This is a genomic window from Amycolatopsis sp. cmx-11-51, assembly GCF_047608665.1.
GTDB lineage: Bacteria > Actinomycetota > Actinomycetes > Mycobacteriales > Pseudonocardiaceae > Amycolatopsis.
This window is the reverse complement of record NZ_JADNQO010000001.1, coordinates 578,354-602,153: the sequence shown is the minus strand read 5'-3', so window position 1 is coordinate 602,153 and position 23,800 is coordinate 578,354. Positions and strand designations below refer to the sequence as shown.

Genomic DNA, 23,800 nt, shown 5'->3' with positions numbered 1-23,800 from the left:
TCTAATCCTTGAGCAATCCGGCGTCGTGCAGCGCCTCTGCGGCGGCGGCGACGGAATCGAACGGCAGCCCTGCCCGCTCGGCGACGTCGAGCAGGCTGTGCTCGCCGTCCGAGAGGTTGAGCACCCAGAGCATGGCCATCTGGGCTTGTTTGGCGTCGCTCCTCCCGCCGAGCGAGTCGTACAGCCCGCGCTTGCCGAGTTGCGGCTCGCCGTAGGGACTGAGGTTGACGTAGCTGCGGTTGCGGTCGAGGACGGCGTGTACGTCCCGCAGGGTCTGGAGGGTCTCCTCCATGGCCGCGGCGGACACGAAATCGAGGTTGTCGGCCGAGGTGTGGTACTCGGGATAACCCGCGTACGGCGTCCTCGTCAGCGATCCGACACCGAGGTTGAAGCCGGGGGAGCAGAACTGGCGCTCGTCGTACCCGTACGGCGAGAAGTCCACGATCTTGTGCTCGCGCTCGGCGAGGACATGGGCGAGGACGCGGTCGATCTCGGCGTCGCCCCGGCGGCTTCGCTTGTAGGTCAGCGATCCCGGGTCACCGGCACACGCCAGCACGAGCCCCGCCTTGATCCGGCCGACGCGGTCGTTGTTGCGGGCGAGCCAGGTGATGGCGCCGATCGTGCCCGGCATGAACAGGAACCGGTAGGTGTAGTGCGGCTTTTCGAGCGCCTGCGCGAACGCGGCCGCGATCGCGATCCCGGCGACGTTGTCGTTCGCCAGCGAGGGGTGGCAGGTGTGACAGGAGATGATCACCTCGTCGGTGACCTCGCCCGGCACGACGTGTTCGGCGTAGGTGAGGTGCCCGTCGTCCAAAGTAGAATCGATGTGCACTTCGTACTCGCCGTCCGGCATCGCGTCGAGGGTGTCTTGTGACAGGCAGAAACCCCAGGTCGGCGAGTAGTAGCTGGTCCGGTACGGCACCCAGGACGGCCGGTCGGCCACGGTGTGCAGGTGTTCGCGCAGTTCCGCCAGTGGCATCTTTTTCGATACCGGGACGCTGTAGCCGACGACGTGCAGGTTCGACTCTTGGAAGTCGACCACGCGGCGGCCGGAGGCGTCCTTGATGTACGCGTCGCGGATGTTCCACTCCTGCGGCACCGTCCAGTCCAGTACCCGGGTGCCGGTGGGGACCTCGTGGATCTCCAGCGGGATGTGCTCGCCGACGATCTCCAGCGTGCGGCGGACGCCGTCGCCGGTGATGCTGCGGCACAGCGGATACAGGCGCTCGACCAGCTTCTCGAGGTCGGCGCCCGTCTCCAGTTCCCGGTGAGTCATCAGCGACGTCGCAGGGTGTCGTCGAGCTCACCGGCGGCGGTGCGGTCCTGCAACCGTGCCAGGCGGGTGAACAGGCGCTGGAAGCCGTGTTCGGTGAGGCCGTGGGTCCGGTAGGCCTCGATCAGTTCGAGCGCGCCGTCCTTGACCGACCAGTCGCAGTCGAAACCGGGGATGGCCGCGCGGAACCGGGAGAAGTCCACCCGGTAGGACCGCGGGTCCGCGCCCGCCTCGCCGGTGATCCGCAGCGTCGAGCCGGGAACGGCCTCGACGACCTCCTCGGCGATCTCGGCGACGGTCACGTTGTTGCGTTCGGTGCCGATGTTGAACGCCTTGCCGTGAATGGCTTCCTTCGGTGCTCCCAGCGCCGCGGTGAAAGCACGGGCGATGTCTTTGGCGTGCACCAACGGCCGCCACGGCGTGCCGTCGGAGAGCACCAGCACCTCGCCGGAGAGGTGGGCGTGCGCGGTCAGATTGTTGAGCACGATGTCGCCACGCAGCCGCGGCGAGAAGCCGAACGCGGTGGCGTTGCGCAGGTACACCGGGCTGAAGTCGTCGTCCGCGAGTTCCTGGACGTCGTCCTCGACCCGCACCTTCGACTCGGCGTACGGCGTCACCGGGCGCAGCGGCGCGTCCTCGTCGACCAGGCCGTCGCCACCCGAGGCGCCGTAGACAGAGCACGTCGAGGCGTAGAGGTACCGCTTGACCCCGGCTTCCTTCGCCAGCTTGGCGAGCCTGACCGAAGCGTGGTGGTTGATGTCGTAGGTCAATTCCGGCGCCAGCGAACCGAGCGGGTCGTTGGACAGCGCGCCGAGGTGGATCACGGCGTCCACGCCGGACACGTGCTCGGCCGTGACGTCACGAAGGTCGACCTGGTAGCCCTCGGGGTCTTCGGGCTGGGGGCCCAGCACGCAGGTGTCGTAGAGACCGGAGTCGAGGCCGATCACCTCGTGGCCGGCGGCGGCCAGCACCGGGGCCATCACCGTGCCCAGGTAACCCTGGTGCCCGGTCAGCAGCACACGCATGGCTTTCAGCCTTTCGAAGAGAGGTCGAGCGTGAGTTTCTTGAGGTCGAAGGCCTCCGCATAGCGCTGCCCGCATTCGATACCGCGAATGCGGGCGAGGCCGAGGAAAGCTTCCCGGTCGTACCACCGGCGGTGCCGCTGCGAGGCGTAGTGCTCCTGCAGCAGGCGGACCTTCTCCTCGGCCCGCTCGGGGGAAAGCGGGACGTACGCGCATGCTTTGCCGAGGTCGCCGTCCCATTTGGCGATCTCGTACTCCAGCTGGAGATGCGTGCGGAACACCGTCGGCACCAGCGTCGCCAGACCGCGGTGGTCCTGATGCGCGTCGGCCGTGCGCGGCGAGAGGACGAGGTCCGGGTCGGTGCGGAGGCGCAGTTCCTCCAGCCCGTTCTTGGCCTCTTCCCAGTGCGCGGGGAACCGGCCGTCGGGCAGCTTGAGCACGGTGACCTTGACGTCGGCTCCTCGGCAGAAGGCCGCGAGCGCGGCCCGCTCCTCGGCCTCCCGCTCGGTGCCGCCGCCGGACAGGACGAGCGCGTCGACCCGGACGCCCGGGTTTTGGTCGCAAATGGTCAACAAACTGCCGCCCGCCCCGATGGCGATGTCGTCGCAATGCGCGCCGAGCGCGACGATCCGCTCGATCCCGCCGGTACCGAGAGCGATCACGCCGTGCCCGCCGTCGCGGGTTCGCGCTCCCACCGCGCCCACGGGCGGTCTCCGCGCGCGTAGGCGTCGTCCAACTGGACGCGTTCCTTGACGGTGTCGGTCGGCTTCCAGAACCCGCGGTACGGGTACGCGAGCAGCTTGCCCCGCTTGGCGAGTTCGCCGCAGCCGTCGGCCACCAGGTCGCCGCCCTCGGGGATGTGGTCGAAGACCTCCTGGCGCAGCACGAAGTACCCGCCGTTCTCCCACAGCGGCATCTCGCTGACCGGGGTCAACGAGCCGATCAGGCCGTCCTCGCCCATTTCGACGCAGTGGAACGACGATTGCGGCGGTACGACCATCATCGACGCGCCGGCGTCGGTGTTCGAGAACCGCTCGATCATCTCCGGCAGCGGGGCGTCGGTGAGGACGTCGGCGTAGTTGGCGAGGAACATCTCGTCACCCTCGAGGTACGGGCGCACCCGGCGCAGCCGCTCGCCGATGGCCGATTCGAGACCGGTCTGCACGAAGGAGATCGACCAGTCCGCGATATCGGTCGACGACAGTTCCGCCTTGCCGCCCCGCAGGACGAAATCGTTGGAGTCCGTTTCCTGGTAATTGAGAAAGAATTCCTTGATGTGGTGCGCACCGTAGCCGAGGCAGAGAATGAACTCGGTATGGCCGAAATGCGCGTAATAGCGCATCACGTGCCAGATCAGGGGTCTGGGGCCGACCATGGCCATCGGCTTTGGCACATCGGACGCGTCACCGTTGCGCATCCGCATGCCGTAGCCGCCGCAGAAGAGGACTACCTTCACGACTTCACCTCGACGATTTCCAGGTGCGGGATGGGGAAAACCAGTTTTCCGCCCCAATCACCGACAAAGGACAATTGGGCGGTCAGTTCCTCCCGGAGGTTCCACGGAAGGACGAGCACGTAGTCGGGCCGGTCCGCTTCGATGCGCTCCGGCGGGAGGATGGGGATCCGGGTGCCGGGGGTGAACCGGCCGTGCTTGTACGGGTTGCGGTCGACGGTGTACCGCAGCACGTCCGGCCGGATACCGCAGTGGTTCAGCAGCGTGTTGCCCTTGCCGGGAGCGCCGTAGCCGACGACGGTCTTGCCTTCGAGCGCCGCGTCGGTGAGGAACTTGTTCAGGTCGAGCCGGACCTTGGTGACCCGCTCGGAGAACTCGGTGTAGCCGGACATTTCGTGCAGCCCGGCCGCCTTCTCGGCGTCGAGGATCCGCGTCATCCGCTCGCTCGGCTCGCCCGCGACGGCGTCCGGGCGCGCCCACAGCCGGATGGAACCGCCGTGGGTTGGCAGGAGTTCGACGTCCACAACGGACAAACCGCCCCGTGAAAGGGCCCGGCGCGCGGATTCCACCGTGTAGTATTGGAAGTGCTCGTGATAGATCGTGTCGTACTGGTTCTCCTGGATCAGCGTCAGCAGGTGCTGGACCTCGATGCTGACCCAGCCGTCGTCGGCGACGAGGGCACGAAGACCGTGCGTGAAGCCGATGATGTCCGGAATGTGCGCGTAAACGTTGTTCGCCACGACGAGGTCGGCGGAACCGTGCTCCTCGCGGACTTCACGTCCGCTCTCGGGACCGAGGAAGGCGGTCTTCGTCGGCACCCCGGCGTCACGCGCGGCTTGGCCGACGTTCACCGAAGGTTCCACGCCCAGACAGCGGATTTGCTGTGCCACAACGTGTTTGAGCAGGTAGCCGTCATTGCTGGCGACCTCGACGACGAACGAGGAATCATCCAGTCCGAGCCGCTCGACAGCGCCGTCGACGAACGTCTTGGCGTGTTCGACCCAGGAGGCGGAATACGACGAGAAGTACGCGTATTCGGTGAACGTCTCTTCTGGGGTGATCAGCGGCGGGATCTGGGCGAGCTGGCATTCGGTGCAGACCTGCAGGTGCAGGGGGTAAGTCGGCTCCGGGTCCGCGAGCTGCTCCGCGGTCAGGAATCGCTCGCACGGCGGCGTCGCTCCGAGGTCGACGACGCTGGCGAGATGGGCCGAGCCGCAGAGTCGGCAGGTGGTCATCGAAAGGCTCCTAGGCTCGCGTCACGTATCCCAGACGTCGGCACCCCGGGTCGCCTCGTTACATGCCTTTCAGAGCTCTCGTGCTTCTGTCTCCCAACCGAAACCTGACGTCTCGGCCATCGGCGCCGACGTGTCCGCCATCCGGGCGCGGGCCATGGTGACTGAGGGTGAGTTCGGAGCACGAACCGCTGCTCACGTTCCTGATGGCCCTGTTCGTGAAGGCCTCCGGGCTTGGCATCGCTAATACCTGAAGGGGTCGAGCGTGTGCCGGGGGCAGGTCCCTGAACCTCCGTTGATCAAGCTCCGCAACCGGTATGACCCCGCGACGATGGAGGAACGGGGACACTCAACGTCCCATTCCTCCATCGTCAGCCTCGCACAGCGACGAAGAGCCGCCTGACCTACCAGACCTCGGCTTTGCCTGGACCCTGACCTTCAGAGTAGGGAAGGGGCCCTTCACGGACCTGCCTCACACCGTCAAGAAACCACCAACGCGTAGTCCGCATCGGTCGCCGAAGTCTCCGGGTGCCCGTCAGCGTTCACCTGCGTCGCCACGACCTCCACCGTCCACGTACCCGCGGCCGGCTTCTCGAGGATGACGTTCTCCACCGTGTCGATCGTGTTCGGCGACCCGCCCTCGGTCGAGAAATTGCCTGCCTTCAACCCGTTGTTGCCGTAGTACACCGTCCCGTTCGGCGCGGTGACCTTCAGGGTCAGGTCGTTGACCCTGGTGACCGACGCGGTCGGCGAGCCAGCCGGGTCGGTGTAGGCCAGCGTCGCCTTGAACTGCTTGGACCCGTTCACCGCGACCGTGTACTTCTTGGACTGCCCGGTGCTCAGCAGATCCGTCTCGTTGACCAGCACCGGCAGTTTCCACCCGTTCGCCTTGGCCTGCTCGTGCAGGTACCGCACGTTCGCGGTGCCCCAGCCCTGGTGCGTCCGGGTCAGGTCGTGCGAGGTGCCGCTGAACGCGAACTGGTCGGCGCCGTTGATCAGCAGTGCCTTCGCGGTCGCGGCGTGCGGGCGGCTCGTGAAGACGTCGCGGCCCTTGCCGGGGGCGCCGTCGAACACGCCGTCGGCCCACATCTGGAACAGCAGGCCGGCGTTCCCGCAGGTGATCGGGGTGGCGCCGCTCGTACCGCCGAACGACGTCGTGTACGAGGTGTCACTGCCGGACGACGTCGTGTCGATCCGGTCGTAGTAGTTCGACAGCTCCGGTTTGATCCGCCCGTCGGCGGCCGGGCCGATACTGGCGCCGCCGTTCCACTTGTCGTCGGTGCGGCCGAGCGTGTTGTAGTGGTACTGCCCGCCGACCGACAGCACGTTCTTCGACCAGGCCTGCGGCCGCGACCGCTGGGTCCCCGCGTTGCTCTGCGACTGGCAGATCAGCAGGTCGTGGTCGAAGACGATGCGATCGAGCTCGGCCGAAACCGAGTTGTACGCCGTCGTCAGCCCGCCGCCCCAGCTGTTGCTCTGGAACACCGCGCGGTACTTGCCAGCCGGGTCGACCAGTTCCTTGGTGTGGGCATAGCGGTCCGGTTTGCTGTAGGTGGCGAAGATGCCCTGGGCTTCGGGCAGCAGACCGCGTTGCGGCGCGCTCACGCCGGAGGCGAAGATCTGCCCGTACGTCGAGGTGCCGTGGCTCGTGTCGCTCGAGTTCGAGCCGTGCAACACGGTCGGCCGCGCCTTGAACTCCTGGTGGGTGGCGCGCAGCCCGCCGTCCATCACCTCGCCGCGCACGCCCTGGCCTCGATAGCCGCCGACGCTTTCGATGTGGTTCGCGCCGCTGCTTTCCCGCGCGTTCGCCATGTCGGTCCCAGGGGCGGTGATCGCGCCGACGGCGAGCACCTCGGCACCCTGGGCCACGGAGGCGACCTGACCGGAGCCGAGCTTCGCGACGATGTGCTGCCCGCTCTGCGAGATCGCCTCGATGCCGCCGCCGAGCCGCAGGATTCGCTCGGCGACCACGCGCTGGTCCCGCGCGTCGGATTCCACCAGCGTCACCAGGTAGCTGCCGGTCGCGGCCAGTGAGATCTCCACCTTGTCGTCCGGCCGGTATTCGCCGAGCCAGCGGACGAAATCCACTTTCGTGACCGATTCCCTGTTCTCCGGCTGCAGGCGGACCACGTAGGCGAAATCGGGAATGTAGGTCCCGATTCGCACGCCGAGTGCGCGCAATCGCCCGCGTTGCACGTCGGTCAGCGCGCCCCGGACCTGGAGCAGGTAGGCGCCCTTCCAGTCCTGGCTCACGGCCGTCCGCTGGGTGAGCGGGTCGAAGGTTCTGCTGGCCAGCCGGATGAACTGGGGGTCGGCCCCGGCTGGGGCGGCGACGGCGACCCCGCTCGTCAGCATGAGTGCGCCGATCAAGGGTGCGAGAAGGCGGACAGACTTCGACCGTGGCATGAATACCTCCGGGGATCTCTGCGAGGGAGAGGTCTTTCGAAGGTACCGGCCGAAAAGCGTGATGATCAGCCGCTGAACGGCCCAGCCGTGTTCCAGTGTCGCGGGAAATGGAGCATAAACGGTTGAAAACCCGTTTCAGCGGGCGGCGAAATTGCGTCGATCGTCCCGCTGAACCGCGTCAGCCGTTTGAGGTGACACCGGCCCGGTTCACTCCATCAGGGCTTCGGAAAGTTCGCGGATCGCGGTGGTCTCGGCGGTGTGGATGTCCCGGAGCAGCGTGCCCATCGCGGCGAAGCGGTCACCGATCTCGACGTCGGTGAACGGCATTTCGTCGTTGTAGTGCGCGCGGAGTTTCCACATCTCCTCGCCCGCCGACGCGGCCGCGTCCTGCCCCGCGTCGCCTTCGCGGACACCCGCCGACACCGCGCTGACCAGCCCGCGCATCCAGGCGAACTCCGCGTTCGACGCCGGAACGGCGGTCTCGGCCAGTTCCGCCCAGCGTTCGGCGATCCCGCGCCAGGTCGACGCCTGTTCGCCCAGTGCGGGGAGATCGAGCAGCCCGGAGGACTCGGTGAGCGCGTCGGCGAACAGCGCGCGCAGATGCCCGCCCTCCATCCCGGCCGGGGTGACGCTCTCCCACACGGTGAGCAACGCCCCGACGAGCCCGCGCCGCTCGCCGAACGCGCGCGGCCAGCCCTTGGGATCGCGTTCGTCGGTCATCGCCTTCGCCCAGCGCCCCCAGGCGGGCAGCGAGAACGACTTCGACGACGCGGAGAGGTTTCGCGCGCAGTCCGTCAGCCCGCCGCGCACGGCCGCCCGCCAGTCGGCGACCTCGCCGGGTTCGATCGTCGCGAGCAAGTTCTTGTACGAGCCGACCCGTCCGCGCGCGGCGTCGAACGTCTTCCGGTCGACGGTCAGCGGGGCGAGATTCCGGTCGTCGACGAGCACCCGGCCGTCCTCCTCGCCGTACGCGACGACGAAATGCCCGCCGCCACCGGACATCTCCGGCGGCAGATGCCAGTAGCCGAGCGACTCGCGGTCGGGAAGGACGATCACCGGTCGACCCGCTTCGAGGTCCGCGGTGAGCCGTTTCGCGGCGGCGCGTTTGCCGCCGGTGGTGTGGAGGCCCGCCCGCAGCCCGAGACGGTCCACTGTGGACTTCAGCCACTCCTGCGGATATTGCCATCGCGTACGGAAGCCGAACACGATCGTCGACATCGTCTCGTGCGCGAAGTCCCACAGGATGTAGCCCGCCCCGATCCCGCCGGACGCGGCGAAGATCAACGCCTCGCTGGGAGCCTTGCCGTCCGGCCCTTCGACACCGTGGTGCGCCAGTACGGCGGCCACCGCCGACACGTCCGGTTGCAGTCCGCCACGCAATTCGTACTCGCTCACCCCGCCATCATGCCCGTGGATGGCGAGGTGAGCGAGTAGCGTCAGAGCTTCTCGCCCCGCGCCCGATGTCTGGGGTGTGATAAACGGTCTTGGTGATTTCGGCGTCGTCACGGCCTCGTTTTCGCAGTGCTGCTTGAACACGTCGAGCGTCGGGATGGCCTGCGCGAGCAGGGCACACCGGTGTTTCGCGCGTTCGGTGTGCGCGGCGAGGAACCGAGTGCGGTGCAGGCCTCGATCATGTCGTTCTCGGGCCGGCCTTCCTGGCGACGGCCGCCAGATCGGCGCCCAGCGCGCTCGCCCCGTCCGGCCACGTGAGGTCCGGGACTCGCAAACCCGGAGTCACTCCACGCGAGACCTCAAAGATCCCTGATCAAGGAAACCCTGCCGCGTAAGGGATCCGTAACGTACACCGTTTTGGTGCGCTGATCGATCGCGACCGCGCCCCGGGTTCACCCCGAGTGACAGGTCACCGGTGAGCAGGTCACACGGTGTTCGTGCCCTGGTGGACCGCGACGGCCGACGATTCCGAGCGCAGCAGCACGGTCGCCTTCTCCTCGCACGCGCTCGCGTCCACAACGGACAGATGATGGATCGCCGAATTCGCGACGAACACCGTACCGCTCCCGCGGTGCACGGCGACCTGACGCCGTCGAGGACGGCGAGTGTCCCGGTGAGGTCACTGACCGCGTAGATGCGGTTCGCTTGCTCGTCGATGTCGACACTGGACGCTCCCGGCGGGCGGATTCGTGACGAAGACACGGTCGGTCACGGCGTCCACCGCCAGCCCGGTGGGCTCGCCGCCGACCGGGATCATCGCGCCGACGGTGCCGATGGACGGGTTCGAGACGTAGGCGAAGCCGGTGACGGAATTCACCGCGACCGCCTCCGGGGCGCCCCCGACCTCGACGAGGCTCTGGCCGCCGGTGCGAAGGCGAGCGCGGAAGCGCCTGCCGTGGCCGGCGAGAGCAGGGCGCGGCAGCTCAGTTCGGGCCCTCGCGCAGGCGTACGGGCGAAGGAACTCAGCGCCCCCCGACCGCGTTGTTTCCGATGAGTAACCTCCCCTCGTCCGAATACCCGGAGAAAGAAAGGAGCAGGACGCCGTGCACAAACACCGGAACGGGCTGAAGACCGTCGTCCTGCTCGGCACGCTGTCCGCGCTCATCGTCGGGATCAGCGGGTTCTTCGGGCGGGGTGCGCTGGTCATCGGCCTGGTGGTGGCGCTCGGGGTCAACGCCTACGCCTATTTCAACTCCGGGAAGCTGGCGCTGCGGGCCATGTGCGCCCGGCCGGTCTCCGAGGCCGAGCATCCGGCGATGTACCGGATCGTGCGTGAGCTGGCGACCACCGCGCGTCAGCCGGTGCCGCGGCTCTACCTCAGCCCCACGTCGGCCCCGAACGCGTTCGCCACCGGCCGCAGCCCCCGGCACGCGGCGGTGTGCTGCACCACCGGCATCCTCGATCTGCTCGACGAGCGCGAATTGCGGGCCGTGCTGGGGCACGAGTTGTCCCATGTCTACAACCGCGACATCCTCATTTCCTGTGTCGCGGGCGCGCTGGCGAGCGTGATCAGCGTGATTGCCAACATCGCGATGTTCACCAGCGTCTTCGGCGGCGGAAACCGCGAGGACGGCGACAGCCCGCTGGTCGCGTTGCTGCTGGTGCTGATCGGGCCGATCGCGGCCGCCGTCGTGAAGCTCGGCGTGAGCCGGTCGCGGGAGTACCAGGCCGACGCGTCGGGCGCGGAACTCACCGGCGATCCGCTCGGGCTGGCGTCGGCGCTGCGGAAACTCGACCGGGGGACGCGCGCGGCGCCGCTCGTGCCGGAGCCGAAGCTGGTGTCGCAGTCGCACCTCATGATCGCGAACCCGTTCCGGCAGGGCGAGGGCCTCTCGAAACTCTTCTCGACCCACCCGCCCATGGCCGAACGCATCCGGCGCCTCGAAGAAATGTCCCGCCGCTCCTTCTGACCCCACCCCCCTCCCTCCCCGCGTTTAGTCCTCTAGTTGCGGTAATTCACCCTCGAACTACCGCAACTACAGGACTAAACGCGGTAGTTGCGTGCGCAAGGACCGCAACTAGAGGACTACTTGCGTGGGGGCCGCCGACGTCAAACGGCGGTTGCCCGCCCACGGCCGCGAGCCCGGCGAGCTGCTGACCATGCCGGCCGCGCCCTTCGCCCTCGGCGGCACCTGCGGAGCACTTGATCAGCCGGTAGCGCCTTGCGTGCGCGCGACGTTCATCAGGTACTCGCCGTAGCCGGACTTCGCGAGCTTCGCGCCGAGCGCGAAGCACTCCTCCGCGTCGATGAAGCCCATCCGCAGCGCGACCTCCTCGAGACAGGCGATCCGGACGCCCGTCCGGTGTTCGAGGACCTGTACGAACTGGCCCGCTTCCAGCAGCGAGTCGTGCGTGCCGGTGTCGAGCCAGGCGAACCCGCGACCCAGATCGACCAGGGTCGCGCGGTCCTGCCGCAGGTAGGCGAGGTTGACGTCGGTGATCTCGAGTTCGCCGCGCGGGGAGGGCTTGAGGTCACGGGCGATCTCGAGGACCTGGTTGTCGTAGAAGTACAGACCGGTGATGGCCTTGTTCGACTTCGGCTTCTCGGGCTTCTCCTCGATGGAGAGGAGTTTGCCGTCGGCTCCGATCTCGCCGACGCCGTAGCGCTGCGGATCCTTCACCGGGTAGCCGAACAGGACGCAGCCGTCGAGCCCGGTCGCGGCGGCCTGCAGCCTGCTGGAGAAGCCCTGGCCGTAGAAAATGTTGTCACCGAGCACGAGCGCGACTTCGTCGTTACCGACGAAGTCCGCGCCGATGACGAACGCCTCGGCCAGCCCGTTGGGGGCGGCCTGTTCGGCGTAGCTGAAGCTGAGCCCGAACTGGCTGCCGTCACCGAGGAGCTTGCGGAAGTTCGGCAGGTCGGAGGGGGTCGAGATGATCAGGATCTCGCGGATGCCGGCGAACATCAGCACCGAGATCGGATAGTAGATCATCGGTTTGTCGTAGACCGGCAACAGCTGTTTCGAGATGGCCTGGGTGATGGGATGCAGCCGCGTCCCGCTGCCCCCCGCCAGCACGATGCCCTTCATCCAGCGCCCCCGCTTCGTAGTCGTCCGACCTACGACTTCACACTACCGGGTGGACCAGAACGCCGGGCCCTTCGCAAAGATCCGTTGGGGGCTCGACTAGGGTACTGGTGTCAGGCGTTTCTGCGCGGCCTTGAGCGCCGTGCTGCTGGTGGCCTGCTCGGCCGAACACGGGTCGCGTCGTCCCGCGGGCCGCGTCCGAGGGCCTACGTGATTCCTCCGGCGCTCCCATCCCGCCGCCCGGCCTGCGGAGAAGCACTCGGGCAAGGGGAGTGCGACGGTCACCATGGCCTGGCCGATGCGCCTGGGCTTCGTGACCTTCGACTGTCCGAAGTGCTCCGGGCACGTCGCGGTCGACACCGAGAACGAGCTGATCGTCAACGACAGCGGCCCATACAAGGGCACGCAGTGGATCAACGACATGCCCGGCTACCGGGCGAAGGCGTTCACGATCAAGGCGAACGCCGCCTGAACACTGACCATCACCGACGAAAGCGGCCTGCCCGTGCTGGAGCCGGGCAAACCCCTCTTGGGAAGGAGCGAGGCCGTCTTCTCTGTGCCCGACACCGTCTCGTCGGTCGCCGTCATCACCGAGAACAGCGGCCGCACCACGGTGTGGGTGCACGGCGACGACTTCTCGGATCTCCCCGTGAACCAGCTCGGCGACTACCAGGGCGACGTTCCCGTGCCCGGCCCCGCGTTCGTGTCGATCGGAGGGGACGGGACCTGGACGGTCACCGCGTCGTAGGCAGGACGAAGGCCACCTTCGGTGCTCCCGAAGGTGGCCCTCTCCGCTGGAATCAGCGGTAATTCGTGAACTGCAGCGCGATCTCGAAGTCCTTGCCCTTGAGCAAGGCGATCACGTCCTGCAGCTGGTCCTTCTTCTTGCCGGACACCCGCAGCTGGTCGCCCTGGATCTGCGCCTGGACCCCCTTCGGGCCCTCGTCGCGAATGAACTTGGCGATCTGCTTCGCCTTGTCCGACGCGATTCCCTGCAGGATCTTGCCGCTCAACTTGTAGATCTTGCCGGACAACGCCGGCTCGTCCGCCTCGAAGGCCTTCAGGGAGATACCGCGCTTGATCAGCTTCTCCTTGAACACCTCGACCGCCGCCAGCGCCCGCTCCTCGGTCTCCGACTCGATCGCGATCGCCTCCTCGCCGGACCAGTCGATCTTGGTCCCGGTACCCCGGAAGTCGAACCGCGTACCGAGTTCCTTGCTGGCCTGGTTCAGGGCGTTGTCCACCTCCTGGCGATCGACCTTGCTCACCACGTCGAAAGAGGGATCCGCCACGTGTTCTCACACCTCGTACTCGCTTGTCAGGAGCTTCCACCCTAGCCCTGTGTAACCCGGTTGACGGGCCCGCCACGGCCTTGGGTATTCTTTCATCTCGACCGGGCTTGCCCGGCCACGGCGAGTTGCCCGAGCGGCCAAAGGGATCTGACTGTAAATCAGACGGCTACGCCTTCGGGGGTTCGAATCCCTCACTCGCCACACCAGAGCGGCCCCGCGACCAGGTCACGGGGCCGCTCTTGTTCGTGCCGTGCGCGGCTCCGTGCGGTCGGCCGCTCCCAGGTTCTCCGGGGGCACCCGTCGCTGAAAGCTCTGGTCACGCGGTCGCGAGCGGACACCATCGCGTGTTGGAGGAGTGCTCAAGAGCGGCCTAGTGGTCCGACCGATCTCGGCGGTGAGGCCAGTCCGGCGCGACAGTCCTGGTGGCCACCCCCTCCGACGCCACCATTGCCTTACCCCTCGGCATGTCCCTTGCCCCTCTCCTGGCGCAGGAAGAGATCCTCGCTTTCTTAGCGGGGCCTGGTTCGCGAATGGGGCGGCGCTGTCTCTTGGTGTGGCTGCGACCCCCTCACTATGCAAGTCACACCCGGACGGCTTTCCTCGGCTGAGACGCCTGTCTACGCCGATCCGCAGCGCAAGTCGCACCTGCTCTAGCGACCATCCGAGTGACCTGGCCGGCGCGGCTCAGGTCCCGACGAGCGGGCCGGGCGGCCGGTGTTCTTCCTTCTTCTTCTCGACCGGCATCTCCGGCGCACGGGTCTTGCCGGCCTTCTCGGCGAGTTCCGGGGTCGAGTTCGAGTTGGCCAGCGAGAGAAGCTGCGCCAGTGTGAGACCGGTCCGGCCTTCCCAGCTGGGGATGTGGTCCTTCCACTCCAGATCGGCGGCGTTGCGGGCGTCGATGTGGGCGAACAACCTGTTCATCCGCCCGTTCAGTGCCTTCACGGCGTTGCGGTAGTTCTCCATAACCTTGTTCAGTTGCTGCTCGAACTGCCACATCACGCCGGTGATCCCGCCGTCGGTGGTGATGTGCGTTGAGTCCCCGCCCTGGCTTTGGGAGGGTGCTCCGGAAGCAAGGCCGCTCGTCCCCCAGAGCAGCCTGAGCACGTCGAGGCCGAGCTTCCCGTTGGGAAGGGTGCCGATCGCGAGCTCGGCCACCTTGCCGCAGAAGAGCATGGCCTCGCGGTTGTCGCCGCCTTCGTCGAGCCGGTCCAGTGCCGAGTCCAGCGACATCCCCAGCTGGTGCAGGTCGTTCTTGCGGGCGGCCTGGACCGCGAACGCCGCGTCGAGCAGCCCGGACGCCTCGGGCAGATAACCTTCGGCGTCGTCGATGTTTTCGGATCCGCCCGCGAAGTACCCCAGGTGACTCTGCACCAGGTTGAGATACGTGGTGTATTCCCGCGACGCCTCCCCTGACCAGTGGGTGACCAGCCGGTCGCCGATGCCTTTCAGGATGTTCCGGGACTCCTCGAACGCCTCCTTCTTCCGGAGGATGTCGCCCGTCGCCCCCGAGAACGCGCCGAGCTCGCCGTCCACGGCGTACTTCAGCCAGTCCCGCAGCGGGTTCAACAGGAAAAGGGTGTCGTCAGTGGCACCGGGTACCGCGGGCCACTCGCTGCGGGCCTTCTCGCACAGGCTCTTGTACATCGCCGTGAAGGCGCCAGAACTGATGTCGGTCATCGAAGTCCCCTACTTCCCGACGATTTCTCGTTCGATCCGCTCGTACATCTCGGCGATGGTCTTGAGCCGTGACGCCGCCACGTCGAGCGAATCGCCGATGCCCAGCCCGCCCGTGATCAGCAGCGCGATCAGCTTGTTCCGGTTGCGGCCCAGCTCGGTGGCCTCGTCGACCTCGGACCCGAACGCTTCGACGGGCGAGGTGTAGAGGTCACGCATCGACGTCGACGCCGTTCGGACCAGGTTCTCGGCACTGGGCATCCCGTGGCCGCCCTTGTCCGTGGCCATGGCTTTCAGATCGTCGATCTCGACGCTGAACCCCTGGGACTGTGGCATTTGACCCCTCCGTGTCACTTGGTCCGGTCGAACCGCAGACGTGCGAAGACGCTCGTCGGTTTCCTGGATCGCCCGGTCGGGCAAGTATCGATCGCGTCTGCAAACGCGGGTGCTCACCGGTGGTGGTCCGGCCTCTGCGGCCACGCCGGATGGCTGGTCGGCGCGGCCAGGTCCTCAAGGTAGGTGTACTCGCTGAAGTCGTCGTCCGTCGGGGCCGCTTTCCTCGCGCGCGGAGGTTCGGCCGGTGCGGGCGCGGGTTTGACGTCCGCGGCGACCTCGGCCAGCAGCGGCCACAGCTTTTCCTGTGCCTTCGGGGTGAACAGTGCCTGTGCGAGCGGATGCGGGCACGTTCCGGCGGCGACTTCCTCCCAGCTGAACTTGCCGTCCTGGACGCAGTCCGCCGCACGGGTCAGCCGCGGCGGGGCATCGGGCCGGGCGGCCGCGCGGCGATACACCTCGGCCGTGAACTTCGACGCGTCGACCATGACCGCCACCTCCGTCGTTCTCCAGCCGCTACACCGGAGTACGACGACCCTACCGAGCGGTCGGTGAGCACGTCATTCCGACGAGGACCGGTAGCGCAACAGCACGATCCCCGAGGTGAACGTCCGTTCCTCCACCAGCCGAAGCTTCGGAACGCTCGTCGCTGCCTCGAACAGCCGGCGCCCTTCCCCGACCACGACCGGATAGACGAAAAGCCGGTACTCGTCGACGAGCCCCTCGGCGATGAGTGCCCGCACCAGCGAGATGCTGCCGGTCGTCACGATGTCCTTGCCCTCGGCGGCCTTCAGCCGCTCGATCTCCGAACGCAGGCCACCGGAGAGCACTGTCGTGTTCTCCCACTCCGGCTCGGTCAGCGTGCTGGAGACCACGTACTTGCTCACCGAGTCGAGATAAGCCGAGATGCCCGTCTTGTCTTCCGTCTGTTTCGGCCAGTAGCCGCGCATGTCTTCGAAGGTGACGCGCCCGAGGAGGAACGCGTCGGCGTTTTCACGGTGTGCGTGGAGCGTGGCCAGGACGTCCGACAGGTCGACGTCCGGATCGCCGTCGCCTGGGCTGAACCAGTCACCCGCCAGTTCGATCACGCCGTCGATTGTGCTGTTCTCCGTCACGACCAGATCCCGCATCAACCGACCGTACCGCCGACCCCCGACAAGAATGGACCGATGACCGAGCCGCTGCCCTGCCCCCGCCCTCGAACTCGGTGAAGATCCGTACCTTCCGCTCATCGGCAGCCTTCCCGCATGCCACGAGGGCAGGAAGCCGAAGACTGGGAGCGACGGCAGCAAAGCCGTCATGCCGAGGGAAGGGACTTTCCGTTCGTGATCATTGAAGCCGAGAAGGCGGCTACCGGCACGAAGGACTACTGCCCGCCCACCAGGAGTTCGGCGGCACCGCGCGGGACACGCACCTCTACGTGTCGCCGTGAACCGCTCGCCTCGATGCGTACCAGGTCTCGCCCACGGGTTCGCCCGCCATGTTCCAGCTCCATGACACCGTCGGCGTGACGCGCGAATAGATGCCGGGGCCGACGATTCCCACCCGTTCGATCGGATCGGCGGCCTCCCCGTAGATCCGGACACCACGCGCGATGAACGGGTCGGACGAGACCATATCGTCGATGACCAGGGCGACTTTCCGTTGTCCCGCTTGGATGTTGCGGAACTTCCGGGTTGTGAGGACCGACTCGCTCCCGCCGCCGACCCAGACGTGGGTGCCGTCGAACTCGAACGCCAGTGGGACGACGTCGGGCTGCTCGCCGTCCGCTGACAGGGTCGCGAAGCGGGCTAAAGGTTGCGAACGTAGGTACGCGATCTCTTCGTCGGTGAAGGTCACTAGGATGCTCCTCTGGTAAAGGGGGTTCCATGTTCGCGATCACGCCGTTGCACCTCATCATCCTGCTCTTGGCGGTCGCCTTTGTCGCCGCTGTGGTCGTCGCGGTCGTGCTGGCCACCAAAAAGCGTTGAGCTACTCGCGGATCGCGTAGTCGCCGAAGGCTGGGTCAAGCAGTTCGAAAGCCCGCTTAGTCGCCTTCGTCAGCGTTTCGGCGATCTCGTCGTTGCTCTCACCGGCATGGGAGCGCCGGAGGACCTCGCGGAAGAGGACGCGGTCGATCGCGTTGAGTTCGGCGGCCGCCATGACCGGAGTGACGTCGTCCGCGTCGGCGCCGGTCTCGGCCGCGAGGAGCTTCGCAAGCGCCTCCTCGCGGAGTTCGTGCAGCTCACGCAGTCGTGCGGTCAGGGTCGGGCTCTCCAGCACCATCTTCGCGAAGACCGGCCCGGTGAAGCCGATTACGGGCGAGTGCTCCGCTACGGCGTCCAGGAAGGTGCGTCGTAGCGCGGCCAGCGCCGACTCGCCGGCCTTCCTGGAGCCGACGGCGTTCGCCAGCCCGTTTGTGAACTCCTCGTGCTGGTCCAGCGCCAGATCCTCTTTGCGTGCGAAGTAATTGGTAACAGTCTTCTTCGCGACTCTCGCCGCCGCGGCGATCTCGGCGATCGTCGTCTCCTCGAAGCCCTTCTCGATGAAGAGGAGTGTCGCCTGGTCGGAGATCAGCTGCCGCGTCTCCTGCTTCTTGAGCTCTCGCAAACCCACATCCGTGCTGGTCATGAGTAAACTTTACCACCGTAGTAAAAATATCCTTGACGTCGAGTAGTTCGAGTGTAAAATTACGTCCGTACTACCGCTTGAGAGAAGAGGCTCCTTGACCGCTCGAATCCCCCAAGGCAACGAAGACATCGACCGCGCCCAGGTCCGCCGGAACGACCGCCGTCATCAGCGGCCGTTCCCAGGCCGCTCGACGCCGGTGCGCCGCTCGATCGGCGTCCCGCGCCGCCGGTCGTACTGACCGACCAGCACCTCCGAAAACTCACCGCCGACCGAAGGGGATAGCCCATGAACGTCCTAGCCTCCACCGTTTCGCTGACCGTCGATGACGTCGCCGCCTCCAGTCGCTTCTTCACCGAGCACTTCGGCTTCACCGAGCAGATGGCCGCGGAGGGTTTCGTCTCCCTCGGGCATGAGACCGCGAAGGTGGCCATCGTCCTGCTTCAGGCGGGGATCGAGGTCCTGCCGGAGAACCTGCGGCAGCAGCGCGCGGCCGGCGTGATCGTGGCCTTCACGGTCGAGAACCTCGAAGCCGAAGAGAAGCGCCTGCGCGACGAAGGTGTCGAGATCACGTTGCCGTTGCGGGAAGAGCCGTGGGGAGAACGTCTTTTCATGGTCACCGACCCGAACGGTGTACCCGTGGAACTCGTGGAATGGGTGCAGCAGTAAGGAATCGCCGAAGCGGGACTCGGTCCACAGTGGACATTTGTGGATCGAGCCCCGCTCTTCCTCGCGGGAGCTACTTCATCGTGGCGAGCTGGATCAGGTTGCCGCAGGTGTCGTCGAAGACGGCGGTGACCACCGGCCCCAGGTCGACGGCGTCCTGGGTGAACTCGACGCCCAATCCCTTGAGCCTCTCGACCTCGGCGAAGACGTCGTCGACGGCAAACTGGGTGACCGGGATACCGTCGCTGACCAGCGCTTTCTTGAACGGGCCCGCCGCGGGGTGGCCGTCCGGCTCGAGCAGCAGCTCGACGCCGTCCGGGTCGGCGGGGGAGACCACGGTGAGCCAGCGGGCGTCGCCGGTGGGCACGTCGTGCTTCTTCTGGAACCCCAGCTTCTCGGTGTAGAAGGCGAGCGCCTTGGCCTGGTCGTCGACGAAGACGCTGGTGATGTTGATGCGGATCACGGGTTCGGTTCCTCTTGGTCGATGGGCCACCGCTCGACGATCGAGCGCAGCGGACTCGTGTCGATGTGGTGGAACTTGTAGCGGCCCTGCCGCCGGGTGTGCACCAGGCCCGCCTGTTCGAGCATCGCGAGGTGCTGCGAGATGGCCTGGCGCGAAGAGGCCAGGCCGTGCTTCATGGTCAGCCGTCCGCAGATCTCGAACAGCGTCTGACCGTCCTTCTCGGTCAGCTCGTCCAGGATGACGCGTCGTGTCGCGTCGCCGATGGCCTTGAACAGATCGGGATCGACGTCCACGGACCAGTTATAGGCAAGTCGTCACTTGCCTGTCAAATCGGGGTCAGGAGCCCAGGTAGCGCAGGATCGCCAGGACGCGGCGGCTGTAGCCGGCGGTATTGGCCAGCCCGAGCTTGTCGAAGATGGCGTTCACGTGCTTCTCGACGGCGCTCTGCGACACGTACAGCGACTCGGCGATTCCGGCATTCGTGTGGCCCTGCGCCATTTTTTCCAGCACTTCGTGTTCGCGTGCGGTCAGCTTCCGGAGCGGATCGGTGTGCGTGGTCCTCGCGAGCAGCCGCCTGACGACCTCCGGATCGAACGCCGCCCCGCCCGCGGCGACCCGGTCGAGCGCGTCCAAGAATTCGCCAACTTGGGCGACCCGGTCCTTCAGGAGGTAGCCGACACGTTCACCGTCGCCGGTGATCAGTTCAGCGGCGTAGCGCTTCTCGACGTACTGCGAGAGCACCAGCACCCCGATCTCCGGCCACCGTTTCCGGATCTCGAGCGCCGCGCGGAGCCCCTCGTCGGTGTGGGTCGGCGGCATCCGCACGTCGGTGACGATCACGTCCGGCTGAAACGCGGCCGTCGTCGAGAGGAGCGCGTCGCCGTCGCCGACCGACGCCACCACGTCATGTCCCTCTTCGACCAGCAGCCGGACCAGGCCTTCCCGCAGTAAAGTCGAGTCCTCGGCGAGGATCACTCGCACGGCAATACCGCCGTCACCACGGTCGGACCGCCGAGCGGACTGTGCACGGTGAACTCCCCGTCCGCCGCCGCGACGCGCCGCGCGAGGCCGGAAAGGCCGCCGCCGGACTCCCGCGCCCCACCCGTACCGTCATCGGTGATCCGCACCCGCACACTGTCCCCGTTCCGCTCGGCCTCGATGTCGATCAGCGTCGCCGCGGCGTGCTTGATGGTGTTGGTGACCGCCTCGGACGCCACGAAGTAGACGACGGTCTCGATGGCCGCCGGTGGCCGTTCCGGCAGGTCGACACGCAGGTGGACCGGCACCCCGGAGCGTTCCGCGAGCGCCTCCAGCGCGGGGTGCAGCCCGTCCGAGTCCAACGCGATCGGATAGACCCGCCACGACACCTCACGCAGGTCCTTGAGGGCTCGCTGGGATTCTTCGTGCGCCTGCCGGAGCAGCTCCGACGCGTTGTCCGGATCGCCGGTGCGCCGTGCCCGGCCGAGCAGCATCCCGAGCGCGACGAGCCGCTGCTGGACGCCGTCGTGCAGGTCCCGTTCGATCCGGCGGCGCTCGCCATTGACCGCTTCGACCACCTCGGCGCGGCTGGTCGAGAGCTCGGAGACCCGGCGGCGCAACTGTTCCTTCTTGCTGGGCCCGAAGAACCGCCTCGCCAGCTCGCGTTCCAGTGTCGTGACCCCAAGGAGTCCCTGTATGGAAAGAAAAATAAGCAGCGCGCCGAAGAGTGTGGTGGTGACGGGGTCGTACCAGTCGGCCGGGGCCTCGCCGCCGGGTGCTCTGCCGCTGAGAAGCTGGTACCCGATGATCACGCCGGATCCGGCACCGAACAGGATCAGGACGAAGATTCCGGCGCTGAGCAGTCCGAGGACGCACCGCGGGGCCAGGTAGGCCATCGCGCGGCGTCCGGTGTAGTCGGTCGCGTTCTCGGCGCCGAGGTATTTCTCCAGCCGTCGCCGCTCCAGTTCGGACAGTGCGCGGGCGCCGGCGAAGACGGATGGCCGCAGCGCGGGAATCGCGAGCGCGATGCCGCCGAAGAGGACGTAGAAGAACTCCGCGACCGCGGTCATGGCGCCGATCGCCAGGCCCAACGTGCCGCGGAGTGCTTTGCGCGGGTAGCGGCGCATCGCTGCCGAAACAGGCATAACGCCAGGCTAGCGGGGTGTCCGAAGATCGGTATTGCGGTTTTCCGCAGTGATCTGTGCTGCTTCACCGCAGGGTGTGGAACTCGGGCAGTTCGTACGTTCGTTGAAACCGCAGACGACCACGAAAGGCCGCCATGAACCTCCTCCTCGCCGACGCCGCCGACGAACCGATGGGCGGCCTCGCCGGCTGGGCAGTGTCACTGATGGACTCACTGGGAGGTCCTGGAGCCGCGATCATCGTCGGGCTGGACAACCTGTTCCCGCCGATTCCCAGCGAACTGGTGCTGCCGCTCGCCGGGTTCTCCGCGAGTCGGGGAACGTTCACCCTGGCGGAAGCGCTGGTGTGGACGACCTTCGGCTCGGTCGCCGGCGCGATCATCGTCTACTACCTCGGCATGCTGCTCGGCCGCGACCGCACGCGTCGCTGGATGGCGAAGATCCCGCTGGTCAAGACCTCCGACTTCGACAAGACCGAGGCCTGGTTTCAGAAGCATGGTGCCAAGGCGGTGTTCCTCGGCCGGATGGTGCCGATCTTCCGCAGTCTCATCTCGCTGCCCGCCGGGATCGAGCGGATGCCGTTCTGGCGGTTCTTGACTCTGACGACGGTGGGCAGCCTGATCTGGAACACGGTGTTCGTCCTGGCCGGGTACGGGCTGGGGGAGAGCTGGCACCTGGTGGAGGAGTACGCCGGATTCTTCCAGTACTTCGTGATCGCGGCCGTCGTGCTCGCGCTGGCACTCTTCGTGGGGACCCGGCTGCGCGAGAAGAACCGCACCAACGCCTGATGTCGTACAGGGTGCCTGGATCCAGGCACCCCGTACGCGTGTTTCAGGAGCGGAAAGGCCCGGTCACCTCGTAGGTGATCCCGCCCGAGGACGAGCCGGAGGTACCGCGTTGCGACGAGAAGTACAGCCGGTTCCCCGCCGGGGTGAACGCGGGACCGCAGATCTCCGACGAGCTCTGGCCGGAGATACGCAGGAACGGCGCCACGATGTCGTTCGGCGTGATGATGCAGATCTCCATGTTCCCGCCGTCTTCGGCGACGAACAGGTCACCCGACGACGTCCCGGTGACGTTGTCGACGCCGGTCAGCGGCGCCGAACCGGGGCTGACCAGCGAGTCGTCGTAAGCCAGCTCGTACGTGCTGTTCGTGAGGTTGAGCTGCCAGACGCGGTTGTCACCCTTGGTAGTGAACCACGCGGTGTCGTTGGCGTAGTGCAGGCCTTCGCCGCCGCTGAACCGTTTCGCGCCGGACACCTGGTTGCGCGTGGCGGTCGGGGAGCCGTCCGGGTCGGGCACGTTCGCCCAGGTGAAGCTGCCCGACGTCGCCGTGCCCGCCTTCAGCACCTGTAGCGTTCCGGCGGAGAGGTTGCCCCAGGTCGTGGGGACGAAGCGGTAGAAACAACCGTCCGAGGTGTCCTCGGTCAGGTAGACGACCTTGCGCACCGGGTCGGCAGCGGCGGCCTCGTGCTTGAACTTCCCCATCGCGGGCCGCTGGACCGCCGCCGAGGCAGGACCGTTCGGCTGGCACTCGTAGACGAACCCGAGGTCGATCTCCTCACAGGAAAGCCAAGTGTTCCAAGGAGTCTTGCCGCCCGCGCAGTTCTGGCGCGTATTCGACAGGATGCGGTGGGCGCCGGTGATGTTCCCGCTCGCGTCGAATTTGACCGCGCTGGCGCCGCCGCCCGGGGTGATCTCCGAGTTCGACACGTAGATCCAGCCGCTGCCGTCGGCGAACACCGCGCCGCCGTCCGGGGCGCTGTGCCAGGTGTAACCGGTGCTCGCGACCTTCTGGCCGGAGCGCGCGATGACGCGGCTGGTGAACCCCGCGGGCAGCTGGATCCCGTTCGCGTCGGCCGCCTGGAGCGCGCCGTACGGGCTGGGGCCGTTCTGCGCGGGCGCGGCCAAGGCCGTCCCAGAAAGCCGGTTGCCGAACGCCGTGACACCGGCGCCGACCACGGCCGCGCGCAGGAAATTCCGTCGCTTCACTCATGCCTCCAAGACATCCGCTGATGTGGTGGTGCGGGAAAGGAGCGGATCGGAGGTTACGGGTGGAACGGGACCTCCAGGTGAATTCGCGGCGTATTCGCCGCGAGAAGAGAACTTTCGTAGGAAACCTTCACTCAGAACGATTTCCTTCGCTTTGCGCAGACCAGGGGCGTCGTCTCCGCCGCGCTGTTCCGCGATGTCGATGGCGAGGAGTATCCGATCGAGCGGGGCGCATCCTCCATTGCGGTGGTGGCGGCGTCCGATCAGGTGACGCCAGGCGGCGAGATGATCGTCGAGTCCCGGCTCCCCTGGAACGGCCCGCAGTAACGCGCGGAGCAGGACTCGCATCTGGGTTTCGTTGCTGGGCAAGGTGTTCCGGGCCAAGGTGTCGGCCAAGGTGCTGCGTGACTGACCGGTCGTGGCGGCCAGCGCGCGGATGCTGAGGCCGCTTCGGTCGCGGAGTTCGCGCAGATGTCCCATGAACTCCGATTCGGTGTTCACCGGCGTGCCCGCGCCGACACGGGACGGCCGAGGACGGCACCGAGCAGGGTGACCGCGATCCCCGCCGCGATCGGTGCGCTCGTGCCAGCGAAGGTCAGCAGGGTGGTGAATGCGGTGAGAATGCTCAGACAGACAATCTGACCTGCCGAAACGCACCTGCGCCTCGGCAGCAGGGGGTACAGAATTCCGTGACTCATGACCTCGCCCTCTCGAGGCTCGGTGGCCGCACCCGGCGGGGTGGCACGAAATGTACGTTATCAAACCGTGATATGAAGTTTAAGCCTGATT

Annotated in this window: 30 protein-coding genes and 1 tRNA gene; 7 read left to right on the top strand and 24 right to left on the bottom strand. The window is 66.9% G+C overall.

Going from position 1 to position 23,800, the window contains the following annotated elements:
- Window position 1 precedes the first annotated feature (1 nt).
- The 9 genes from ACM6LU_RS02995 to ACM6LU_RS02955 all read right to left on the bottom strand — a co-directional run bounded on the left by ACM6LU_RS02995 (window position 2) and on the right by ACM6LU_RS02955 (window position 9,655).
- On the bottom strand, window positions 2-1,276 hold the full coding sequence (locus tag ACM6LU_RS02995; RefSeq protein ID WP_414936002.1) for a DUF4910 domain-containing protein: 1,275 nt from the start codon (window positions 1,274-1,276) through the stop codon (window positions 2-4).
- Window positions 1,276-2,298 (bottom strand): NAD-dependent epimerase/dehydratase family protein, encoded by a 1,023-nt coding sequence (locus ACM6LU_RS02990; RefSeq protein ID WP_414936001.1) that lies wholly within the window; start codon window positions 2,296-2,298, stop codon window positions 1,276-1,278. Before ACM6LU_RS02990 ends, ACM6LU_RS02995 begins: the two co-directional genes overlap by 1 nt.
- Window positions 2,299-2,303: 5 nt before the next feature.
- Entirely contained in the window at window positions 2,304-2,957 is a 654-nt protein-coding gene (locus ACM6LU_RS02985; RefSeq protein WP_414937068.1) for a PIG-L deacetylase family protein, read from the bottom strand.
- On the bottom strand, window positions 2,954-3,751 hold the full coding sequence (locus ACM6LU_RS02980) for a glucose-1-phosphate cytidylyltransferase (RefSeq protein WP_414936000.1): 798 nt from the start codon (window positions 3,749-3,751) through the stop codon (window positions 2,954-2,956). The genes ACM6LU_RS02985 and ACM6LU_RS02980 overlap by 4 nt, the downstream gene beginning before the upstream one ends.
- A complete protein-coding gene (locus ACM6LU_RS02975; protein ID WP_414935999.1) occupies window positions 3,748-4,983 on the bottom strand; it encodes a class I SAM-dependent methyltransferase in 1,236 nt (411 codons plus the stop codon). The genes ACM6LU_RS02980 and ACM6LU_RS02975 overlap by 4 nt, the downstream gene beginning before the upstream one ends.
- Window positions 4,984-5,460: 477 nt before the next feature.
- On the bottom strand, window positions 5,461-7,386 hold the full coding sequence (locus ACM6LU_RS02970) for a S8 family serine peptidase (protein WP_414935998.1): 1,926 nt from the start codon (window positions 7,384-7,386) through the stop codon (window positions 5,461-5,463).
- Between the two features lie 207 nt (window positions 7,387-7,593).
- Entirely contained in the window at window positions 7,594-8,781 is a 1,188-nt protein-coding gene (locus tag ACM6LU_RS02965) for a BtrH N-terminal domain-containing protein (protein ID WP_414935997.1), read from the bottom strand.
- 481 nt (window positions 8,782-9,262) lie between these two features.
- A complete protein-coding gene (locus tag ACM6LU_RS02960; protein ID WP_414935996.1) occupies window positions 9,263-9,394 on the bottom strand; it encodes a hypothetical protein in 132 nt (43 codons plus the stop codon).
- 63 nt (window positions 9,395-9,457) lie between these two features.
- Window positions 9,458-9,655 carry a hypothetical protein gene (locus ACM6LU_RS02955; protein ID WP_414935995.1) on the bottom strand — a complete coding sequence of 66 codons (198 nt, stop codon included), beginning with the start codon at window positions 9,653-9,655 and terminating at the stop codon, window positions 9,458-9,460.
- 226 nt (window positions 9,656-9,881) lie between these two features.
- Between ACM6LU_RS02955 and htpX the strand changes: the two genes are divergently transcribed.
- Window positions 9,882-10,748 (top strand): zinc metalloprotease HtpX, encoded by an 867-nt coding sequence (gene htpX, locus ACM6LU_RS02950; protein WP_414935994.1) that lies wholly within the window; start codon window positions 9,882-9,884, stop codon window positions 10,746-10,748.
- A 237-nt stretch (window positions 10,749-10,985) separates the two neighbouring features.
- Here htpX and rfbA read toward each other — a convergent pair whose 3' ends face one another.
- Window positions 10,986-11,867: a glucose-1-phosphate thymidylyltransferase RfbA gene (gene rfbA / locus ACM6LU_RS02945; RefSeq protein ID WP_414935993.1), complete on the bottom strand. Its 882-nt coding sequence runs from the start codon at window positions 11,865-11,867 to the stop codon at window positions 10,986-10,988.
- A 283-nt stretch (window positions 11,868-12,150) separates the two neighbouring features.
- Between rfbA and ACM6LU_RS02940 the strand changes: the two genes are divergently transcribed.
- Entirely contained in the window at window positions 12,151-12,336 is a 186-nt protein-coding gene (locus ACM6LU_RS02940; RefSeq protein ID WP_414935992.1) for a hypothetical protein, read from the top strand.
- A gap of 84 nt (window positions 12,337-12,420) precedes the next feature.
- A complete protein-coding gene (locus ACM6LU_RS02935; protein WP_414935991.1) occupies window positions 12,421-12,612 on the top strand; it encodes a hypothetical protein in 192 nt (63 codons plus the stop codon).
- 52 nt (window positions 12,613-12,664) lie between these two features.
- Here ACM6LU_RS02935 and ACM6LU_RS02930 read toward each other — a convergent pair whose 3' ends face one another.
- Window positions 12,665-13,156: a YajQ family cyclic di-GMP-binding protein gene (locus ACM6LU_RS02930; RefSeq protein ID WP_414935990.1), complete on the bottom strand. Its 492-nt coding sequence runs from the start codon at window positions 13,154-13,156 to the stop codon at window positions 12,665-12,667.
- 119 nt (window positions 13,157-13,275) lie between these two features.
- On the opposite strand from ACM6LU_RS02930, the gene ACM6LU_RS02925 reads away from it, so the two are divergent.
- A tRNA-Tyr gene (locus tag ACM6LU_RS02925) sits at window positions 13,276-13,357 on the top strand.
- A 483-nt stretch (window positions 13,358-13,840) separates the two neighbouring features.
- Here the strand turns inward: ACM6LU_RS02925 and ACM6LU_RS02920 are convergent.
- The 6 genes from ACM6LU_RS02920 to ACM6LU_RS02895 form a co-directional block, all read right to left on the bottom strand.
- Complete coding sequence (locus ACM6LU_RS02920; protein WP_414935989.1) at window positions 13,841-14,833, bottom strand: hypothetical protein; 993 nt, start codon at window positions 14,831-14,833, stop codon at window positions 13,841-13,843.
- Between the two features lie 9 nt (window positions 14,834-14,842).
- Window positions 14,843-15,166, bottom strand: coding sequence for a hypothetical protein (locus ACM6LU_RS02915; RefSeq protein ID WP_414935988.1), 324 nt, complete (start codon window positions 15,164-15,166; stop codon window positions 14,843-14,845).
- A gap of 113 nt (window positions 15,167-15,279) precedes the next feature.
- Window positions 15,280-15,651 (bottom strand): hypothetical protein, encoded by a 372-nt coding sequence (locus ACM6LU_RS02910; RefSeq protein WP_414935987.1) that lies wholly within the window; start codon window positions 15,649-15,651, stop codon window positions 15,280-15,282.
- A 72-nt stretch (window positions 15,652-15,723) separates the two neighbouring features.
- Window positions 15,724-16,293 (bottom strand): dihydrofolate reductase family protein, encoded by a 570-nt coding sequence (locus ACM6LU_RS02905; protein WP_414935986.1) that lies wholly within the window; start codon window positions 16,291-16,293, stop codon window positions 15,724-15,726.
- 286 nt (window positions 16,294-16,579) lie between these two features.
- Window positions 16,580-17,002, bottom strand: a complete 423-nt coding sequence (locus ACM6LU_RS02900; RefSeq protein ID WP_414935985.1) for a PPOX class F420-dependent oxidoreductase — start codon at window positions 17,000-17,002, stop codon at window positions 16,580-16,582.
- A gap of 132 nt (window positions 17,003-17,134) precedes the next feature.
- Window positions 17,135-17,773: a TetR/AcrR family transcriptional regulator gene (locus ACM6LU_RS02895; protein ID WP_414935984.1), complete on the bottom strand. Its 639-nt coding sequence runs from the start codon at window positions 17,771-17,773 to the stop codon at window positions 17,135-17,137.
- 94 nt (window positions 17,774-17,867) lie between these two features.
- Here ACM6LU_RS02895 and ACM6LU_RS02890 point away from each other — a divergent pair, with 94 nt between their 5' ends.
- Window positions 17,868-18,011 (top strand): hypothetical protein, encoded by a 144-nt coding sequence (locus ACM6LU_RS02890; protein ID WP_414935983.1) that lies wholly within the window; start codon window positions 17,868-17,870, stop codon window positions 18,009-18,011.
- A 47-nt stretch (window positions 18,012-18,058) separates the two neighbouring features.
- Window positions 18,059-18,439 (top strand): VOC family protein, encoded by a 381-nt coding sequence (locus tag ACM6LU_RS02885; protein WP_414935982.1) that lies wholly within the window; start codon window positions 18,059-18,061, stop codon window positions 18,437-18,439.
- A 70-nt stretch (window positions 18,440-18,509) separates the two neighbouring features.
- Here the strand turns inward: ACM6LU_RS02885 and ACM6LU_RS02880 are convergent, their stop codons facing one another.
- From ACM6LU_RS02880 to ACM6LU_RS02865, 4 genes are read right to left on the bottom strand one after another with little or no spacing between them, the layout of a single operon-like run.
- Window positions 18,510-18,899: a VOC family protein gene (locus tag ACM6LU_RS02880; RefSeq protein WP_414935981.1), complete on the bottom strand. Its 390-nt coding sequence runs from the start codon at window positions 18,897-18,899 to the stop codon at window positions 18,510-18,512.
- Window positions 18,896-19,192 carry an ArsR/SmtB family transcription factor gene (locus ACM6LU_RS02875; protein WP_414935980.1) on the bottom strand — a complete coding sequence of 99 codons (297 nt, stop codon included), beginning with the start codon at window positions 19,190-19,192 and terminating at the stop codon, window positions 18,896-18,898. The genes ACM6LU_RS02880 and ACM6LU_RS02875 overlap by 4 nt, the downstream gene beginning before the upstream one ends.
- Before the next feature lie 43 nt (window positions 19,193-19,235).
- A complete protein-coding gene (locus tag ACM6LU_RS02870) occupies window positions 19,236-19,880 on the bottom strand; it encodes a response regulator (RefSeq protein WP_414935979.1) in 645 nt (214 codons plus the stop codon).
- Window positions 19,871-21,004 (bottom strand): histidine kinase, encoded by a 1,134-nt coding sequence (locus ACM6LU_RS02865; RefSeq protein WP_414937067.1) that lies wholly within the window; start codon window positions 21,002-21,004, stop codon window positions 19,871-19,873. Before ACM6LU_RS02865 ends, ACM6LU_RS02870 begins: the two co-directional genes overlap by 10 nt.
- A gap of 152 nt (window positions 21,005-21,156) precedes the next feature.
- Here ACM6LU_RS02865 and ACM6LU_RS02860 point away from each other — a divergent pair, with 152 nt between their 5' ends.
- Complete coding sequence (locus tag ACM6LU_RS02860) at window positions 21,157-21,807, top strand: DedA family protein (protein ID WP_414935978.1); 651 nt, start codon at window positions 21,157-21,159, stop codon at window positions 21,805-21,807.
- A gap of 43 nt (window positions 21,808-21,850) precedes the next feature.
- Here the strand turns inward: ACM6LU_RS02860 and ACM6LU_RS02855 are convergent, their stop codons facing one another.
- The 3 genes from ACM6LU_RS02855 to ACM6LU_RS02845 are packed head-to-tail and all read right to left on the bottom strand — an operon-like array spanning window position 21,851 to window position 23,709.
- A complete protein-coding gene (locus ACM6LU_RS02855; protein WP_414935977.1) occupies window positions 21,851-23,011 on the bottom strand; it encodes an alkaline phosphatase PhoX in 1,161 nt (386 codons plus the stop codon).
- Window positions 23,012-23,512 carry a helix-turn-helix domain-containing protein gene (locus ACM6LU_RS02850; RefSeq protein WP_414935976.1) on the bottom strand — a complete coding sequence of 167 codons (501 nt, stop codon included), beginning with the start codon at window positions 23,510-23,512 and terminating at the stop codon, window positions 23,012-23,014.
- Window positions 23,509-23,709 carry a hypothetical protein gene (locus tag ACM6LU_RS02845; RefSeq protein ID WP_414935975.1) on the bottom strand — a complete coding sequence of 67 codons (201 nt, stop codon included), beginning with the start codon at window positions 23,707-23,709 and terminating at the stop codon, window positions 23,509-23,511. The genes ACM6LU_RS02850 and ACM6LU_RS02845 overlap by 4 nt, the downstream gene beginning before the upstream one ends.
- Between the last annotated feature and the right edge of the window lie 91 nt (window positions 23,710-23,800).